The sequence below is a fragment of the Streptomyces sp. NBC_00885 genome (assembly GCF_045207475.1).
Classification (GTDB): Bacteria; Actinomycetota; Actinomycetes; order Streptomycetales; family Streptomycetaceae; genus Streptomyces.
Genome location: NZ_CP108796.1, coordinates 1,158,407 through 1,175,727, shown reverse-complemented (window position 1 = coordinate 1,175,727; position 17,321 = coordinate 1,158,407). Strand labels below are relative to the sequence as shown.

Genomic DNA, 17,321 nt, shown 5'->3' with positions numbered 1-17,321 from the left:
GCTGACCCCGTGCCCGGTCATTAGGATCGCCCGGAAACAACGGGGGCGCAGGGCACATGGACGACACGGTCACTCACGACGAACTGGCGGCTTTCGAGCGGACCGTCCGCAGGCTGCGGGCTCTGCCGATGGCCGATCCCCTGCGCATGCGGGGCGAGGAGATCGCCGCGTCCTTCGCGCGCGAGAGCCGCAACAAGCGCCGCAAGGCGCGCAGGCGCCTGGAGAGCGGCGCGGACGCCGCCGTCACGGCGGGCACCGCCACCGGTGCGCTCGACCGGCGTGAGGACGCGGCGCTGACCGGCAAGGGACGTGCGGGTGTCTTCCTGCGGCCCCGGCACTGCTATGTCTGCAAAGCGCTCTATCGGCGGACCGACGGGTTCTACCACCGGCTGTGCCCTCGCTGCGCCGCCGACAACACCGCGCGCCGCACCCTGTCCACCGACCTTTCGGGACGGCGCGTCCTGCTCACCGGCGGACGCGTGAAGATCGGATTCCAGCTCGCGCTGATGATGCTCCGCGACGGCGCCGAGCTCCTCGTGACCAGCCGTTTCCCGCAGGACACCCTGCGGCGGTTCGCCGCGGTCGAGGGTAGTCGGCAGTGGCTGGACCGGCTGACGGTCGTCGCCGTCGACCTGCGCGACCCGCGCCAGGTACTCGGGCTGTGCGAGCGGCTGCGCGCGGACGGGGAGCCGCTCGACATTCTCGTCAACAACGCCGCGCAGACCATCCGGCGGCCGCCCGAGTCGTACGCCCTGCTCGCGGCCGGGGAGAGCGGCGCGCTGCCGCCCGGCGTGCTGGCCGCACCCGGCTGGGCGCCCATGGCTGCCCTCGAAGGAGGGACACGCGCCCTGGCCCTCGTACTCGGCGATGCGGACGAGGCCGGGCTGCTCCCCGACCTCTCCCCGGCCAATTCCTGGTCCGCCCGTCTCGGCGAGCTCGACCCCGCCGAGCTCCTGGAGACCCAGCTCGTCAACGCTCTCGCCCCCGCGCTGCTCGCCGACCGGCTGCTTCCGCTGCTCCTGGCCTCACCCCGGCCGCGCCGCTACATCGTCAACGTGTCGGCCGTGGAGGGCAGGTTCGCCGTACGCAACAAGACATCCGGCCATCCCCACACCAACATGGCGAAAGCCGCGCTCAACATGCTCACCCGCACGAGCGCGGCCGGGCTCGCCGCGCAGGGGGTCCATATGTGCAGTGTCGACACCGGCTGGATCACCGACGAGAATCCCGCGCCGCGCAAGGCACGCATCGCGGCCGCCGGGATCCGGACGCCGCTCGACATCGTGGACGGAGCGGCCCGTGTCTACGACCCGATCGTGCGCGGCGAGGCGGGCGCACCGGTCGCCGGTGTCTTTCTCAAGGACTACGAGGAGGCCGACTGGTGAGCCGGCCGCCCGAGCGCGGCGGGACTCAGCCCGCCGCGCGCGCCGCCATCCGCGCCTTGCGGGCCGCGAGCTTCTCGTCGAACTTCGTCGCCTCGGAGTCCAGCCCGCCCATGTAGAGGCCGAGCTCCTCCTGCGCCTTCAGTCCCTCCGGGCCCAGACCGTCTATGTCGAGCACCTTGAGGAAGCGCAGCACCGGCTGCAGCACGTCGTCGTGGTGGATGCGCATGTTGTAGATCTCGCCGATCGCCATCTGCGCGGCGGCCCGCTCGAAGCCGGGCATGCCGTGTCCGGGCATCCGGAAGTTGACGACGACGTCGCGCACGGACTGCATGGTCAGATCGGGGGCGAGCTCGAAGGCCGCGCCCAGAAGGTTGCGGTAGAAGACCATGTGCAGGTTCTCGTCGGTCGCGATCCGCGCGAGCATCCGGTCGCAGACGGGGTCACCGGACTGATGGCCGGTGTTGCGGTGCGAGACGCGGGTGGCGAGCTCCTGGAAGGCGACGTACGCCACGGAGTGAAGCATCGAGTGGCGGTTGTCGGACTCGAAGCCCTCCGCCATGTGCGCCATCCGGAACTGCTCCAGCTTGTCCGGGTCGACGGCACGCGAGGTGAGCAGGTAGTCGCGCATCACGATGCCGTGCCGGCCCTCCTCCGCGGTCCAGCGGTGCACCCAGGTGCCCCAGGCGCCGTCGCGGCCGAAGAGGGAGGCGATCTCGTGGTGGTAGCTGGGGAGGTTGTCCTCGGTCAGCAGGTTCACCACCAGCGCGATCCTGCCGATGTCGGTGACCTTGGACTGCTCGGGCTCCCAGGCCTGGCCGTCCTCGAAGTAACCGGGGAAGTTGCGGCCGTCGCTGAACGGGACGTACTCGTGCGGCATCCAGTCCTTGGCGACCTTGAGATGGCGGTTGAGTTCCTTCTCCACCACCTCTTCCAGCGCGAACAGCAGTCGGGCGTCGCTCCACGCTTCCGAACTGCCGAGGTGGGGAGAGGTGATCGTCACGGGTGCTCCAGGGGGACGGGAGAGTTACCTACGTATTCGTAGGTTACGAGACCGTAGGTTAAAGCCGCAGTAAGCCCCTGGCCAAGCCCGGATGAGGGATGTCCAGTTACGTTCCGTTATGCGTACAGGTCACGTAGGCGTACGGAGAGGCAGGTCACGCAGCCTTCGAGCTTCTCGAACTCGCTGATGTCCACCATCACGGGCTGGTAGCCGAGATCCGTGAACAGCTCGGCCGTCTTCGGCGCGCTCGCCGCCATCAGCAGCTTCCCGCCGCCGAGCAGCACCACATGCGCCCCCGACTCCTCCGGCACGGGCAGATGGCGCGGGAAGACGGTCGGGGTGTCCACCAGCGGCGGGTATCCGATGACGGTCGAGTCCGGCAGCGCGGTCACCGCCGACTTCAGATGCAGCACCTTGGTCACCGGCACCGCCACGATCCGGGCGCCCAGCGGCTCGAAGGCGGCGCGCAACTGCTGCACGCCGGCCGCGTTCGTACGGCCGCCGCGGCCCACGTAGATCGTGTCGCCGACCTTGAGCACATCGCCGCCGTCGAGCGTGCCCGGCTCCCACACCCAGTTCACCGAGCAGCCGAGGCGGGCGACGGTCTCCTCGACGGCCGCCGTCTCCGGCCTGCGCGACTCCGCCCCCGGGCGGGCGATCAGCGCGACGTTGCGGAAGATCACCACCGTGTCCTCGACGAACACACCGTCCGGGCAGTCGTCGGCCGGTTCCGTCTCGACGGTCTCCCAGCCGTGCTCGCGCAAGGTCTCGGCGTACGTCTCCCACTGCTCCAGCGCCAGCGCGGCGTCGACCGGGGAGCGTTCGATATGGGTGACCAGGCCCTCGGCGAGACGCGGGCTGGGGCGGCGGATCAGGGCTTTCCTGCTGGGCACGAGGGGGTCTCCAGAGGTTACGGGGGTCTGGTGGCGCCCATCATGTCCCGCGATGCTCGGCCGATGGAATCCCTGACGAGCCGCGTATGGGACGTCGAGTCCGGGGGCGTGCGGCACCCGTGGCGCTGGCGCCCCCGCTCCCCGGCGCCGCCTCCGTCCGGCTGCCTCGCCGGCGAGGGCCCTGTCAGCGAGCCGGCACCCCCTCCCGTACCTCGTCCGCCGTGATCTCGCGCAGTTCGCCGTCCAGCAGCAGTCGGCGTGTGATGCCGATCGACTCCAGGAACGGCACATCGTGACTCGCCACGATCAGCGCTCCCTCGTACGACTCAAGAGCCGCCGTGAGCTTCCGGACGCTCGCCATGTCCAGATTGTTCGTCGGCTCGTCGAGCATCAGCAGCTGGGGCGCCGGTTCGGCGAGCAGCAGCGCGGCAAGCGCGGCGCGGAAACGCTCCCCGCCCGAGAGCGTCCCGGCCTGCTGGTCGGCCCGCGCGCCCCGGAAGAGAAAGCGGGCCAGCCGCGCCCTGATCCGGTTGTTGGTGGCCTCCGGCGCGAACCGCGCCACGTTCTCCACCACGCTCAGCGCGTCGTCCAGCACATCGAGCCGCTGGGGCAGAAAACGCAGCGGGACCTCCGCCACGGCCTCACCCGCGAGCGGCTCCAGCTCTCCGGCGATCGTCCGCAGCAGAGTTGTTTTGCCCGCGCCATTGCGCCCGACCAGCGCGATCCGCTCGGGGCCGCGGATCTCGAACTCCCCCTTCACCTCGGCTCCGTAGCGCAGCCGCAGCTCGCTCAGGCGCAGAACGCCCTGGCCCGGATGGACCTTGGTGAACGGCAGCTCGATGCGGATCTCGTCGTCGTCGCGCACCGCGTCCACGGCCTCGTCGAGCCGCTCCCTGGCCTCGGCGAGCTTCTCCTCGTGCAGGATGCGGTGCTTGCCCGCCGAGACCTGGGCCTCGGCCTTGCGGGCATTGGCGATGATCTTCGGCACGCGCTGGTTGTCGTAACTCTTCTGTCCGAACCGCTTGCGGCGCGCCAACTTCATGTGGGCATCGGCCAGTTCGCGCTTCTGCCTGCGCAGATCCGACTCGGCGACGCGTACCTTCCGCTCCGCGGCCTCCTGTTCGACGACGAGCGCATCCTCGTACGCGGAGAAGTTGCCGCCGTACCACCGCACCTCCCCGTCGTGCAGATCGGCGACCTGGTCGACCAGCTCCAGCAGTTCGCGGTCGTGGCTGACCACGACCATCACGCCGGACCAGGAGGCGACCGCTTCGTACAGCCGTCCGCGCGCGTACAGATCGAGGTTGTTGGTCGGCTCGTCGAGCAGCAGTACGCCGGGCCTGGCCAGCAGCAGGGCCGCCAGCCGCAGCAGGACGCCCTCGCCGCCCGACACCTCGCCGATGGTGCGCTCGAGCCCGATGTGGCCGAGCCCGAGCTGGTCGAGGGTGGCGCGTGCCCGCTCCTCCACGTCCCAGTCGTCGCCGACCGCCGTGAAGTGCTCCTCGCTCGCGTCGCCCGCCTCGATGGCGTGCAGCGCGGCGCGCGTGCGGGCGATGCCCAGCACCTCGTCCACCCGCAGTGTCGTGTCGAGAACGAGGTCCTGCGCGAGATAGCCGACTCCGCCCGTGGTGCGGACCGATCCCTCCGTCGGCGCCAGTTCGGCGGCGATCAGCTTCAACAGCGTTGATTTACCTGATCCGTTGAGGCCGATCAGGCCGGTTCTGCCCGGGCCGACCGCCAGATGGAAGTCGTCGAAGACGCCGGTGCCGTCCGGCCAGGCGAAGGTGAGCGAGGAGCAGGTGATGCACGTGGGGGCAGTAGACATACGGGTCTCCCGGTTGCATGACGAAGGGGGTGGGGCAACGGGTGGAGACACCGTGGGGCGGGCGACGGCCGCCGGGGGACACACAGGGATGGAAGGGGTCCCGGCCGGGGGAGGACGGCTCGAATGCCGAGGTCGCACGCGAAGCGCGCAGCCTGCCCGAAGCAGCTGCGACGCACGGTGTCTCAAGACCTCAGAGGAGCAACGTCCTTCTCCATTCAACGGCAACAGAACCGCTGTACACCGTACGAAGGTGCCCGGTGGCCGTCAACGGAATATGAGGGAAAGCGTCAGCAGGCGTCGCGCAGCAGCTCGGCCAGATTGTGGTCGAGATCGAGATAGAGGTGCTCACGGCCGGTGGGGACCATGCCCTGGACGCGCTTGAGGAAACGGCGCACCTCGCTGGTGCGGATATGCACCATCGCGACGCCCTCCGGGGCGTGAAACTCCAGGACCGTACGGTCGTAGCCGAAGGGCCTGACGCGTACGTCGCCGACGCCGGCCGGTCCGTCGACGCCCGCCGCGAGCAGCTCGCGCGAGAACGCCCACGACACTTCGTTGCCCTCCAGCGTCGCGGGGGGCGGGAAGGCCATACGTACGGCGAAGGGATCCTCGCGGTCGTAACGCAGCATGGCCGGAACAGACTCCATCTGGGGCGCCGAGGCGACCAGGCGGGCCTGCACGGCCTGCTCGATGACGGTGGACAAGGCCTGCTCCTTCGTGCGCGGCTCGCTGACGTCTGGCTGACAACGTCAGAGACGTCGGAACGACGGAATCCGTGCATCGGAAGGCAGAGTGACCTGTGTCACCGCCGGACAGACGGGACTTTGACGGCCAAAGAGCCGCCGGGCGGCACCCTGGACGGGCTCGGGCCCGTGGGCTAGCTTCCAGCGCCATGACCTCCATGGGGAAGACGAGACGAATGGTGTCAGGGGTGCTGTGTGCCACGGCAGTTGCCGCCGCACTGGCCGCACCGGCACAGGCGGCCCAGCAGACCGGAGGCGCGGCCGGGGAGAAAGCGGCGGAGAAGGGTGGTCCCGCCTGGAGCCTGAAGAACACCGGCACCGACGTACGGTTCCGGGGCCTCGCGGCCGTCAGCCGCGACGCCGCCTGGGTGGCGGGCTCCAAGGGCACGGTCCTGCGCACCACGGACGGCGGGCGGAGCTGGCGAGACGTCTCCCCGCCGGGGGCGAGCGGGCTGGAGTTCCGCGACATCGAGGCCTTCGACGGCAGGCGGGCCGTGGTGCTGGCCATCGGCGAGGGCGAGGCCTCCCGGGTCCTGCGCACCGACGACGGCGGCGCGAGCTGGACCGAGTCCTTCCGTAACACCGACCCGAAGGCGTTCTACGACTGCATCACCTTCTTCGACAACCGCCACGGCCTCGCGATGAGCGATCCGGTGGACGGCAAGTACCGCATCCTGTCGACCGGCGACGGCGGAAAGTCGTGGAAGGTGCTGCCGAGCGCCGGGATGCCGGACGCGCTGCCGGGCGAGGCGGCCTTCGCGGCGAGCGGCCAGTGCCTGGTCAGCTCGGGACCGAAGGACGTCTGGCTGGCCACCGGCGGCGGCGCGACCGCGCGCGTGCTGCACTCCGCCGACCGCGGCCTGCACTGGACCGTCGCCGATGCGACCATCCCGGCGGGGGACCCGGCCCGCGGAGTCTTCGCGCTCGCCTTCCGCGACCGCGCCCACGGCATCGCCGTCGGCGGTGACTACCGCCCGGACCAGGCATCCCCGAGCGCCGGAGCGGTCACCGGGAACGGCGGCCGCAGCTGGCAGCAGGCGAAGACACCGCCGCCGGCCTACCGCTCGGGCGTGACCTGGCTCCCCCACAGCCGCTCGGCGGCCCTCGCCGTCGGCCCGACCGGGACCGATCTGACCCTGGACGGCGGCCGCAGCTGGCGCACGGTCGACACCGGTTCGTACGACACCGTCGACTGCACGGCCGGCTTCGGCTGCTGGGCCTCGGGCGAGAAGGGCCGCGTGGCACGGCTGGAGTTCTGAGCCGCGCTCGGCGATCGCGTCAGGAGGGCAACTGCCGGCGGTACGGAGCGAGTTCGGGCGCGGTCTTGGTCGCGATGAACTCCGTGATCCGGTACTCGCACACGCCGCCCACCGTGAAGGGGTCGGCCGCCACGGTCTTCTCGATCGTCGCGCGGTCGTCCCCCACGGCCAGGATCACCCCGCCGTCACGGGGATTCTTGCGTCCCGACGCGAGGAACACGCCCTCCTCGTACAGCGCGTCCAGCCAGGCCACATGCGCTTCGAGGAGCTCGTCGACGCGCTCGAGGGGTGCGGTGTAGGTCAATTCCAGTACGAACATGATCGCCAGGCTACGCGAGCCCGGCAGGATCGGCCGGACAGGACCCAGCCGTCCGGGTCGTAGGCTGGGCGTCACCATGAAGATCATCGAGACGCCCCCGCACTGGCCCGTCGACGAGGCCGCTGCCCTGGCCGTCCAGGACGAACTGCGCACGCGCGTCGTCCTGGACGAGCCGGGGCCGCCGCCCGCCACCGGCCTCGTGACGGGCGTCGATGTCGCCTACGACGACGACCGCGACGTCGTCGCCGCGGCGGCCGTCGTCCTGGACGCGGCGACGCTCACCGTCGTCGAGGAGGCCACGGCGGTCGGGCGGGTGGCCTTCCCGTACGTCCCCGGGCTGCTGGCCTTCCGGGAGATCCCGACCGTGCTCGCCGTCCTGGAATCGCTCACGTCGGATCCCGGTCTTGTCGTCTGCGACGGCTACGGCCGGGCGCATCCCCGCCGTTTCGGGCTCGCCTCGCATCTCGGAGTGCTGACCGGGCTTCCCGTGATCGGCGTCGCCAAGAACCCCTTCGTCTTCAGCTACGGCGAACTGGGCCCGCGGCGCGGCGACTTCGCCGCCCTGCGGGCCGACGACGGCGAGGAGGTCGGCCGGGCGCTGCGCACCCAGGACGACATCAAGCCGGTCTTCGTCTCGGTCGGCCACCGCACGACGCTCGACAACGCCTGCGCGCACACCCTCCACCTCGCGTCCCGCTACCGGCTCCCCGAATCGACGCGGCTGGCCGACCGCCTGTGCAGGCGCGCACTCGCGGAGATCACCGGCGGGTCGTGATCGGCACGCTCCACCTCTCAGCGCGTGGCGGCCACCCGGAAGCGGATGCCCGCCGCCTGAAGCCGCTCCAGCAGCGCGTCACCCATCGCCACCGCCGTGGTCACCTGCCCCGAGGTGTCGGGCAGTTGGTCGTGGGCCAGGCACAACATGGACTCGGCGAGCATCTTCGCCGTCTCGCCGTAGCCCGGATCGCCGCCCGACACCTCCGTGAACACCGTGCGGCCACCGCCCTCACCCACGAAACGCACAGAGAACCAGCTCTTCGCCCGGCGATGCTCGTCCGGACCCTCGCCCGGCTTGATCCGCTCCGACAACCAGCGCCGGGCGGGCGGCAGTTGGGCCAGCGCGAACAGCGTCCCGACGGCCGCGGCACCACCCGCCGCCATCGGCAGGGTGCGGACCGCCGCGTAGTGCCGGTAGCGGAAGTCCGGGCCGTACCGCTTCAGCGACCGCGCCGAGCGCGCGATGATCTGCGCGTCGACCGTCGGCAGCGGCAGCGCCCAGGCCCCCGTCTCGCGGCTGAACCGCGGCGAGCCGAGCGGAGCCCGGGCCCGCCGTCCGACCAGCCGCGGCTCGTGCAGCCGCCGCTCGTGCGCGGCCCGCAGCATCTGCCGCCCGCGGCCCATGGCGTTCAGCGCGGAGGCGAGAGTCCCGCCGGAGAAGGTGGCGTTGGAGCGTACGAACCCGTCGACGCGCAGCGGCACGCCCTCGGGGAGCTGCTGGACGGTGAAGTACGCGCCGAGGTCGTGCGGGACCGAGTCGAAGCCGCAGGCGTGGATCAGCCGGGCCCCGGTCTCCCTGGCCCGCGCGTCATGGCGTACGTACATCAGGTCCACGAACTCGGGCTCGCCGGTCAGGTCGACATAATCGGTCCCGGCCTCCGCGCACGCGGCGACCACCGCCTCGCCGTACAGCAGATAGGGGCCGACCGTCGTGGCCACCACACGGGCGGACTCGGCGAGTTGGCGAAGTGCCTCGGGATCATTCACGTCCGCCTCGATCAGCGGCAGCCCGGCACAGCCGGGATGACTGGCGGCAAGACGCTCACGCAACTGCTCCAGCTTCTGCCGGCTGCGGCCCGCGACGGCCCAGCGGCAGCCTTCGGGCGCGTGCGCCGCGAGGTACTCCGCGGTGAGCACGCCGACGAAACCCGTCGCTCCGAAGAGCACTATGTCGTACGGGCGCTGTGCGCGATCGGTCCCGTTCTGCCTGTTCAATGGCCCCTCCGCCGTTGCCCCCGCGGTCATGTCGGTGGCTGAGGCTAGCGTGCGAACGGGCCCGGGAAGAAGATGCGTTTCCCATCGGTAACATGCCGGGCCCCAGGGCCGGATCTAGCGTGAAGACATGCGTACATGGCGTCCCCACCGCCTGGTGCGGTGGTTCCACACCGCGCTCGGGGTGTGCGGGCTCGTCGCCGGCGCCGCACTGGTGGCGCTCGCCGCGACCACCGACGAGGGGGCGGGCCAGCTGTACGGCATGGCGGGGGTGGTGATCGCCTGTTCCGCCTATCTGCTGCTGCTCGCCTTCAACCGCCGGGTGTCCCTGACCGACAGCGAGGTCGTGGTCCGCAATCTGGCCACCGACCGGCACATACCGCTGGCGGAGGTCGCTTCCGCCGCGCCGGGGCACGGCGCGGTGGAGATCCGGCGCACGGACGGCTCACGGACCAGAGTCATGGCGGTCGGCACCTACCACTGGCTGGCCCCCGGACTCTCGCGCGCCGACGAGGTGTCGACGGCGGTCAGCACGGCGGCGGGCCAGATGAGGGAGAGAGGCGCCGCGGCGCGCTGAGCGACCCGCCTACCCTGACGGCATGGGCCGGAAAGCCATGATTTCGGTCGGAATCCGCGTGTAGGCTGCGGCCGGTTCTAAGCGCTTGCTCGGCCCAGACCCTTGTGCCGGGTGGAACGCGTTCTTACCATCACTGGTGTTACATCAGTTGTGTCACAGGCAGGGCTGGGGGCTCGATGGCAGCGACGGGGAACGGCCCGCTCGCCGGGGTGCGTGTGGTCGAACTGGCGGGCATCGGGCCCGGTCCGTTCGCCGCCATGCTCCTGGCCGATCTGGGCGCCGATGTCGTACGGGTCGACCGGCCCGGCGGCTCGGGGCTCGCGATCGATCCGGCGTACGACCTCACCAACCGCAACAAGCGCTCCGTACTCGTCGACCTCAAGGCCGACGACGGCCGCGCCCGGGTCCTCGACCTGGTCGAGCGGGCCGACGTACTGATCGAGGGCTATCGGCCCGGCGTCGCCGAGCGGCTCGGCGTCGGACCCGAGGAGTGCCTGGAGCGCAATCCGCGGCTGGTCTACGGGCGGATGACCGGCTGGGGCCAGGAGGGACCGCTCGCCCAGCGGGCCGGGCACGACATCGCCTACATCGCCGTCACCGGCACGCTCGGCATGATCGGCAAGCCCGACGAGCCGCCGACCGTCCCGGCCAATCTCGTCGGCGACTACGCGGGCGGCTCGCTCTATCTCGTCGTCGGAGTCCTCGCGGCCCTGCACCACGCCCGGACCGAAGGCGGCTCGGGCCAGGTCGTGGACGCGGCCATCGTCGACGGGGCCGCCCATCTCGCGACGATGATCCACGGCATGATGGCGGCCGGCGGCTGGCAGGACCGGCGCGGGGCGAACCTCCTCGACGGCGGCTGCCCCTTCTACGGGAACTACGAGACCGCGGACGGCCAGTACATGGCCGTCGGGGCGCTGGAGCAGCAGTTCTACAACGAGTTCATCGAGCTGCTCGGCATCAAGGACGAGGCTCCGGCCCGTAAGGACTTCGCCCGCTGGGGCGAACTGCGCGCCGCCGTCGCCGCCCGCTTCAAGACCAGGACCCGCGCGGAGTGGGCGGCCGTCTTCGAGGGCTCGGACGCCTGCGTCGCACCGGTGCTCTCCCTGCGCGAAGCTCCCTCGCACCCCCATCTCGCGGCTCGCGGGACCTTCGTCGAGCACGGCGGAATCACCCAGCCCGCGCCCGCGCCCCGCTTCTCCGCCACGCCCGGCTCCGTGTACCGGGGACCCGCCCAGCCGGGAGCCGACACCGCCGAGGTGGCCCGCGACTGGGACCTGCCCGGGCTCACCGAAGAGGACCAGCCCGGGCTGACCAAGGAGGACCGTTGAAGCGCCAGATCTTCACCGCCGAGCACGAGGCCTTCCGCGAAACCGTGCGCACCTTCCTCGCCAAGGAGGTCCTTCCGCACTACGAGCAGTGGGAGAAGGACGGCATCGTCAGCCGCGAGGCCTGGCTGGCCGCGGGGAGGCAGGGGCTGCTCGGTCTGGCCGTGCCCGAGGAGTACGGAGGCGGCGGGAACGCAGACTTCCGCTACAGCGCCGTCCTGGCCGAGGAGTTCACGCGCGCGGGCGCGGCCGGACTCGCGCTCGGGCTGCACAACGACATCATCGGCCCGTACCTCACCACTCTCGCCACCGAGGAGCAGAAGCGTCGCTGGCTGCCCGGCTTCTGCAGCGGTGAGATCATCACCGCCATCGCGATGACCGAACCGGGCGCGGGCTCCGACCTCCAGGGCATCCGCACCAGCGCCGAGGACCGCGGGGACCACTGGATCCTCAACGGCTCCAAGACCTTCATCTCCAACGGAATCCTCGCCGACCTGGTGATCGTCGTCGCGAAGACCACGCCCGAGGGCGGGGCCAAGGGCCTCTCGCTGCTGGTCGTCGAGCGCGGCACGGAAGGCTTCGAGCGCGGCCGCAATCTCGACAAGATCGGCCAGAAGTCCCAGGACACGGCAGAGCTGTTCTTCAACGACGTACGCGTCCCCAAAGAGAATCTGCTCGGGGAACTCAACGGCGCCTTCATCCATCTGATGACCAATCTCGCGCAGGAGCGGATGGGCATCGCGGTCGCCGGGATCGCCGCCGCCGAATATCTCCTGGAGATCACCACGCAGTACGTCAAGGAGCGCGAGGCCTTCGGGCGGCCGCTCTCCAAGCTGCAGCACATTCGCTTCGAGATCGCCGAAATGGCCACGGAATGCGCCGTGACCCGTGCCTTCCTCGACCGCTGCATCGTGGATCACTCGAACGGGGAACTCGACGCGGTCCATGCCTCGATGGCCAAGTGGTGGGCCACCGAACTCCAGAAGCGGGTCGCCGACCGCTGTCTCCAACTGCACGGCGGCTACGGCTATATGACCGAATACCGCGTCGCCAGGGCATTCACGGACGGCCGTATCCAGACGATCTACGGCGGTACGACCGAGATCATGAAGGAAATCATCGGCCGTTCCCTTCTCGGCTGACACTTATTGAAAGGCTGCTGTCTTGAGTACCGAAGCGTATGTGTACGACGCGATCCGCACCCCGCGCGGGCGCGGCAAGGCCAATGGCGCCCTGCACGGCACCAAGCCGATCGACCTCGTCGTCGGCCTGATCCATGAGCTGCGCGGCCGCTTGTCCGGCCTCGACCCGGCGGCCGTCGACGACATCGTGCTCGGCGTCGTCGGACCGGTCGGCGACCAGGGCTCCGACATCGCCCGTATCGCGGCCATCGCGGCCGGACTGCCCGACACCGTCGCCGGCGTGCAGGAGAACCGCTTCTGTGCCTCGGGTCTCGAAGCCGTCAACATGGCGGCGATGAAGGTCCGTTCGGGCTGGGAGGACCTGGTCCTCGCCGGTGGCGTCGAGTCGATGTCCCGAGTACCGATGGCCTCCGACGGCGGCGCCTGGTTCGCCGACCCGATGACCAACTACGACACCGGATTCGTCCCGCAGGGCATCGGCGCCGACCTCATCGCCACCATCGAGGGCTTCTCCCGGCGCGATGTCGACGAGTACGCCGCACTCTCCCAGGAGCGTGCCGCCGCGGCCTGGAAGGACGGCCGCTTCGAGAGGTCCGTGGTCCCGGTGCGCGACCGCAACGGCCTTGTCGTCCTCGACCACGACGAGCACATGCGCCCCGGAACCACCGCCGACAGCCTCGCCGCGCTCAAGCCCTCCTTCGCGGGCATCGGCGACATGGGTGGCTTCGACGCGGTGGCACTGCAGAAGTACCACTGGGTGGAGAAGATCGACCACGTCCACCACGCGGGCAACTCCTCCGGCATCGTCGACGGAGCGGCGCTCGTCGCGATCGGTACGAAGGAGGTCGGCGAGCGCTACGGCCTGACCCCGCGCGCCCGCATCGTCGCGGCCGCGGTTTCCGGCTCCGAGCCGACCATCATGCTCACCGGCCCCGCGCCCGCCACCCGCAAGGCACTCGCCAAGGCCGGACTGACGATCGACGACATCGACCTCGTCGAGATCAACGAGGCGTTCGCCGGTGTCGTGCTGCGCTTCGCCCGCGATCTGGACCTCCCGCTGGACAAGATCAACGTCAACGGTGGTGCGATCGCTCTGGGCCACCCGCTCGGTGCGACGGGCGCGATGATCCTCGGCACCGTCATCGACGAACTGGAGCGCCAGGACAAGCGGTACGGCCTCGTCACCCTCTGCGTGGGCGGCGGAATGGGCATCGCCACGATCGTCGAGCGCGTCTAGCGCCGCACGCACACTCCCGGGGCACGCGTACGTCCGATGCGCGAGCCCGCCGGCCGCTGCGGCGCAGCCGCGCGGACGCCTGCGTGACCGTCGCCGTGCGACAGGTCCGCCCGCGTCCTCACCACACCCTCAGGAGACTTCGCAATGACCCAGAGCACCACCATCCGCTGGGAGCAGGACGAGACGGGGATCGTCACCCTCGTCCTCGACGACCCCAACCAGTCCGCGAACACCATGAACCAGGCCTTCAAGGACTCGATCGCGGTCATCGCCGAGCGGGCCGAGGCCGAGAAGGACTCGATCCGCGGCATCATCTACACCTCTGCCAAGAAGACCTTCTTCGCGGGCGGCGACCTCAAGGACATGATCAAGGTCGGCCCCGAGCAGGCCCAGCAGGCCTTCGACGCCGGTACGGCCATCAAGGCCTCCCTGCGCCGTATCGAGACCCTGGGCAAGCCCGTCGTCGCGGCCATCAACGGCGCGGCGCTGGGCGGCGGTTACGAGATCGCGCTCGCCAGCCACCACCGCGTCGCGCTCGACGCACCCGGCTCGAAGATCGGCCTGCCCGAGGTCACGCTCGGACTTCTTCCGGCGGGCGGCGGAGTCACCCGTACCGTACGGCTGATGGGCATCGCCGACGCGCTGCTGAAGGTGCTCCTGCAGGGCACGCAGTACTCGCCGCAGCGCGCCCTGGAGAACGGGCTCGTCCACGAAGTCGCCGCCACGCCCGAGGAGATGCTCGCCAAGGCGCGCGCCTTCATCGACGCCAACCCCGTCTCCCAGCAGCCCTGGGACGTCAAGGGCTACAAGATCCCCGGCGGCACCCCGTCCAACCCGCGCTTCGCGGCGAACCTTCCTGCCTTCCCGGCCAACCTCAAGAAGCAGACGGCGGGCGCCCCGTACCCCGCGCCGCGCAACATCCTGGCCGCGGCCGTCGAGGGCTCCCAGGTCGACTTCGAGACCGCGCTGACCATCGAGGCCCGGTACTTCACCGAGCTGGTCACCGGGCAGATCTCCAAGAACATGATCCAGGCGTTCTTCTTCGACCTCCAGGCCGTCAACTCCGGCGCCAACCGCCCGGGGGGCATCGAGCCGCGGCCGGTCCGCAAGGTCGCCGTCCTCGGCGCCGGGATGATGGGCGCGGGCATCGCGTACTCCTGCGCCCGCGCGGGCATCGACGTGGTCCTCAAGGACGTGACGGCCGAGGCGGCCCAGCAGGGCAAGGCCTACTCCGAGGCGCTGCTCGACAAGGCGCTCTCCCGGGGCCGTACCACCGAGGCCAAGCGCGACGCCCTGCTCGCCCGGATCACGCCGACCGCCGACCCCGCCGATCTCGCGGGCTGCGACGCCGTGATCGAGGCGGTCTTCGAGGACACCGCACTCAAGCACAAGGTGTTCCAGGAGATCCAGGACGTCATCGAGCCGGACGCGCTGCTCTGCTCCAACACCTCGACCCTGCCCATCACCCTGCTCGCCGAAGGTGTCTCGCGGCCCGCCGACTTCATCGGTCTGCACTTCTTCTCGCCGGTCGACAAGATGCCGCTGGTCGAGATCATCAAGGGCGGGCGCACCGGCGACGAGGCGCTGGCCCGTGCCTTCGACCTGGTCCGCCAGATCAACAAGACCCCGATCGTGGTCAACGACTCGCGCGGCTTCTTCACCTCGCGTGTGATCGGGCAGTTCATCAACGAGGGCGTGGCGATGGTCGGCGAGGGCGTCAACCCCGTGTCGATCGAGCAGGCAGCGGCGCAGGCCGGATACCCGGCCAAGGTGCTCTCGCTGATGGACGAGCTGACGCTGACCCTGCCGCGCAAGATCCGCAACGAGACCAGGCGCGCGGTCGAGGAGACGGGCGGCACCTGGGCCGGCCACCCGGCGGACGCGGTGATCGACAGGATGGTCGACGAGTTCGCGCGTACGGGCCGCAGCGGCGGGGCGGGCTTCTACGAGTACGGCGAGGACGGCAAGCGGGCCGGACTGTGGCCGGGCCTGCGCGAGCACTTCGCGAAGCCGGACGTGGATGTGCCCTTCACCGACATGAAGGAGCGGATGCTCTTCTCCGAGGCTCTGGACTCCGTCCGCTGCCTGGAGGAGAACGTGCTGACGTCGGTCGCCGACGCCAACATCGGCTCCATCATGGGCATCGGCTTCCCGGCCTGGACGGGCGGTGTGCTGCAGTACATCAACGGCTACGAGGGCGGGCTGCCCGGCTTCGTGGCGCGCGCCCGTGAACTCGCCGAGCGCTACGGCGAGCGCTTCGAGCCGCCGGCGCTGCTCGTCGAGAAGGCGGAGCGCGGCGAGGTCTTCACCGACGCGTGACGCCCGATGCCCGGGCCGCGTTCAGCCCTCCTGGCCGAACGCGGCCCGCAGCTCTTGCTTCAACGACCGCTGAAAGGCGGTGACGAGCGCCTGCACGACCATCGGCTGCATATGGGCGGACAGCGACTTCATCGCGGCCACATGCTCGGGGTCCGACTCCCGCTCCCGGTACGGGTTCCACACCTCGTCGCGGAAGAGCCGGGTGAGCTCGTGCGCTGCCGAGCGGGTGTGCTCCAGCAGGACGGTACGGGCGGCGAGGATCGTCTCGTGCGCGATGGGCACATCGAGCAACTGCACACCGAGCCGCAGCAGTCCGGGGTCGAGCCGGTAGCCGCCCCCGGCGGCCTCGCGCTCCAGGACGCCCATCGCCGCCAGCCGGTCGATGTCCTCCTCGCCGAGCGACCGTCCGGCGCGGCGCTCCAGCTCGGCACGGGTCGCCTCCTCGGCCGAGTCCGGCGCCCAGGAGGCCACCAGCGCACGGTGGATGGCGAGATCGTGAGCGCTCAGATCCGGCGGCAGCTGTTCCACATAGCGCTCGATCGCGGCGAGCGTCATGCCCTGGTGCTGAAGCTCCTCGATGAGAGCGAGCCGGGACAGATGCCCCTGCCCGTAGTGCCCGACGCGACGCGGTCCGATGACCGGGGGCGGCAGCAGCCCGCGCGTGCTGTAGAAGCGAATGGTCCGCACGGTCACCCCGGCACGCGCAGCCAGCTCGTCGACGGTGAGCGTCGGCTCCTCGGTGTCGGTCGCCATGGTCTGCCTCGCCTCTCCTGGACATCCGTCCGGTGCAACAGTATTGCTGTCTCACCATTGTTGTGAAAGGCGCTGTACAACGAACACAGATTGTCAGTGACCGTCTCTATGGTGGATGAATGCTCGAGATCGAATACGTACGGGGGGACGCCACCACGCCGCGGGGCAAGGGGGTGAAGCTGATCGCGCACGTCTGCAACGACCTGGGCGGTTGGGGCAAGGGCTTCGTGCTGGCGATATCGCGCCGGTGGCCCGGGCCCGAGGCGGAGTACCGCCGCTGGCACCGCGAGCGTGCGGGCAATGACTTCGGGCTCGGCGGTGCGGTACGAGGCGATCGACACCGCCCTCGGCGCGCTCGCCGAGAAGGCCGCCGAGTTGGAGGCCTCGGTTCATATGCCGAGGATCGGCTGCGGGCTGGCGGGCGGAAATTGGTCCCGCGTCGAGCCGTTGATAGCTCAGCGGCTGACGGGCCGGGGAATACCGGTCACCGTGTACGACCATCAGGGGTGACCGGGTGCCGTCCCGGGCGCCGTCCCGGGCGCAGGGCCGTCG

The 17,321-nt window shown here is 70.4% G+C and carries 15 protein-coding genes and 1 pseudogene; 9 read left to right on the top strand and 7 right to left on the bottom strand.

Annotated features, from left to right (window positions below; translation table 11 throughout):
- The first annotated feature begins 56 nt into the window (after nt 1-56).
- On the top strand, nt 57-1,385 hold the full coding sequence (locus OHA61_RS05410) for an SDR family oxidoreductase (protein ID WP_406301949.1): 1,329 nt from the start codon (nt 57-59) through the stop codon (nt 1,383-1,385).
- Nucleotides 1,386-1,410: 25 nt separating this feature from the next.
- Here the strand turns inward: OHA61_RS05410 and OHA61_RS05405 are convergent, their stop codons facing one another.
- The 4 genes from OHA61_RS05405 to OHA61_RS05390 form a co-directional block, all read right to left on the bottom strand.
- On the bottom strand, nt 1,411-2,385 hold the full coding sequence (locus OHA61_RS05405; protein ID WP_406301947.1) for an acyl-ACP desaturase: 975 nt from the start codon (nt 2,383-2,385) through the stop codon (nt 1,411-1,413).
- Between the two features lie 116 nt (nt 2,386-2,501).
- Complete coding sequence (gene ddaH, locus OHA61_RS05400; RefSeq protein WP_324983787.1) at nt 2,502-3,278, bottom strand: dimethylargininase; 777 nt, start codon at nt 3,276-3,278, stop codon at nt 2,502-2,504.
- Nucleotides 3,279-3,462: 184 nt separating this feature from the next.
- The gene (locus OHA61_RS05395) at nt 3,463-5,103 is read right to left on the bottom strand and encodes an ABC-F family ATP-binding cassette domain-containing protein (RefSeq protein WP_406301945.1); all 1,641 of its coding nucleotides are present in this window, start codon (nt 5,101-5,103) and stop codon (nt 3,463-3,465) included.
- Between the two features lie 287 nt (nt 5,104-5,390).
- The gene (locus OHA61_RS05390; RefSeq protein ID WP_324983781.1) at nt 5,391-5,807 is read right to left on the bottom strand and encodes an SsgA family sporulation/cell division regulator; all 417 of its coding nucleotides are present in this window, start codon (nt 5,805-5,807) and stop codon (nt 5,391-5,393) included.
- Nucleotides 5,808-5,995: 188 nt separating this feature from the next.
- On the opposite strand from OHA61_RS05390, the gene OHA61_RS05385 reads away from it, so the two are divergent.
- The gene (locus OHA61_RS05385; RefSeq protein WP_406301943.1) at nt 5,996-7,105 is read left to right on the top strand and encodes an oxidoreductase; all 1,110 of its coding nucleotides are present in this window, start codon (nt 5,996-5,998) and stop codon (nt 7,103-7,105) included.
- 19 nt (nt 7,106-7,124) lie between these two features.
- Here the strand turns inward: OHA61_RS05385 and OHA61_RS05380 are convergent, their stop codons facing one another.
- Nucleotides 7,125-7,424 carry a YciI family protein gene (locus tag OHA61_RS05380; protein ID WP_406301941.1) on the bottom strand — a complete coding sequence of 100 codons (300 nt, stop codon included), beginning with the start codon at nt 7,422-7,424 and terminating at the stop codon, nt 7,125-7,127.
- Nucleotides 7,425-7,500: 76 nt separating this feature from the next.
- Between OHA61_RS05380 and OHA61_RS05375 the strand changes: the two genes are divergently transcribed.
- Nucleotides 7,501-8,199 (top strand): endonuclease V, encoded by a 699-nt coding sequence (locus tag OHA61_RS05375; protein ID WP_406301939.1) that lies wholly within the window; start codon nt 7,501-7,503, stop codon nt 8,197-8,199.
- A 17-nt stretch (nt 8,200-8,216) separates the two neighbouring features.
- Here OHA61_RS05375 and OHA61_RS05370 read toward each other — a convergent pair whose 3' ends face one another.
- Nucleotides 8,217-9,416 carry a saccharopine dehydrogenase family protein gene (locus OHA61_RS05370; RefSeq protein ID WP_406301937.1) on the bottom strand — a complete coding sequence of 400 codons (1,200 nt, stop codon included), beginning with the start codon at nt 9,414-9,416 and terminating at the stop codon, nt 8,217-8,219.
- A 127-nt stretch (nt 9,417-9,543) separates the two neighbouring features.
- Here OHA61_RS05370 and OHA61_RS05365 point away from each other — a divergent pair, with 127 nt between their 5' ends.
- The 5 genes from OHA61_RS05365 to OHA61_RS05345 all read left to right on the top strand — a co-directional run bounded on the left by OHA61_RS05365 (nt 9,544) and on the right by OHA61_RS05345 (nt 16,016).
- Nucleotides 9,544-9,990, top strand: coding sequence for a hypothetical protein (locus tag OHA61_RS05365; RefSeq protein WP_406301935.1), 447 nt, complete (start codon nt 9,544-9,546; stop codon nt 9,988-9,990).
- A gap of 176 nt (nt 9,991-10,166) precedes the next feature.
- Entirely contained in the window at nt 10,167-11,321 is a 1,155-nt protein-coding gene (locus tag OHA61_RS05360) for a CaiB/BaiF CoA transferase family protein (protein ID WP_406301934.1), read from the top strand.
- Entirely contained in the window at nt 11,318-12,460 is a 1,143-nt protein-coding gene (locus tag OHA61_RS05355; protein ID WP_324983760.1) for an acyl-CoA dehydrogenase family protein, read from the top strand. Before OHA61_RS05360 ends, OHA61_RS05355 begins: the two co-directional genes overlap by 4 nt.
- Nucleotides 12,461-12,482: 22 nt before the next feature.
- Nucleotides 12,483-13,697: an acetyl-CoA C-acetyltransferase gene (locus tag OHA61_RS05350; RefSeq protein ID WP_406301933.1), complete on the top strand. Its 1,215-nt coding sequence runs from the start codon at nt 12,483-12,485 to the stop codon at nt 13,695-13,697.
- 144 nt (nt 13,698-13,841) lie between these two features.
- A complete protein-coding gene (locus tag OHA61_RS05345; RefSeq protein ID WP_406301932.1) occupies nt 13,842-16,016 on the top strand; it encodes a 3-hydroxyacyl-CoA dehydrogenase NAD-binding domain-containing protein in 2,175 nt (724 codons plus the stop codon).
- Between the two features lie 21 nt (nt 16,017-16,037).
- Here the strand turns inward: OHA61_RS05345 and OHA61_RS05340 are convergent, their stop codons facing one another.
- The gene (locus tag OHA61_RS05340) at nt 16,038-16,769 is read right to left on the bottom strand and encodes a MerR family transcriptional regulator (RefSeq protein WP_406301931.1); all 732 of its coding nucleotides are present in this window, start codon (nt 16,767-16,769) and stop codon (nt 16,038-16,040) included.
- Between the two features lie 119 nt (nt 16,770-16,888).
- On the opposite strand from OHA61_RS05340, the pseudogene OHA61_RS05335 reads away from it, so the two are divergent.
- Nucleotides 16,889-17,279: pseudogene (locus OHA61_RS05335) on the top strand (Appr-1-p processing protein).
- Nucleotides 17,280-17,321 lie beyond the last annotated feature (42 nt).

Excerpts from the sequence above, each read along its gene's own strand:
- OHA61_RS05385 (WP_406301943.1), top strand. The coding sequence starts at position 5,996 with ATGACCTCCATGGGGAAGACGAGACGAATGGTGTCAGGGGTGCTGTGT.
- OHA61_RS05345 (WP_406301932.1), top strand. The coding sequence starts at position 13,842 with ATGACCCAGAGCACCACCATCCGCTGGGAGCAGGACGAGACGGGGATC.
- OHA61_RS05380 (WP_406301941.1), bottom strand. The coding sequence starts at position 7,424 with ATGTTCGTACTGGAATTGACCTACACCGCACCCCTCGAGCGCGTCGAC.
- OHA61_RS05360 (WP_406301934.1), top strand. The coding sequence starts at position 10,167 with ATGGCAGCGACGGGGAACGGCCCGCTCGCCGGGGTGCGTGTGGTCGAA.
- OHA61_RS05395 (WP_406301945.1), bottom strand. The coding sequence starts at position 5,103 with ATGTCTACTGCCCCCACGTGCATCACCTGCTCCTCGCTCACCTTCGCC.
- OHA61_RS05410 (WP_406301949.1), top strand. The coding sequence starts at position 57 with ATGGACGACACGGTCACTCACGACGAACTGGCGGCTTTCGAGCGGACC.
- OHA61_RS05340 (WP_406301931.1), bottom strand. The coding sequence starts at position 16,769 with ATGGCGACCGACACCGAGGAGCCGACGCTCACCGTCGACGAGCTGGCT.
- OHA61_RS05365 (WP_406301935.1), top strand. The coding sequence starts at position 9,544 with ATGCGTACATGGCGTCCCCACCGCCTGGTGCGGTGGTTCCACACCGCG.
- OHA61_RS05375 (WP_406301939.1), top strand. The coding sequence starts at position 7,501 with ATGAAGATCATCGAGACGCCCCCGCACTGGCCCGTCGACGAGGCCGCT.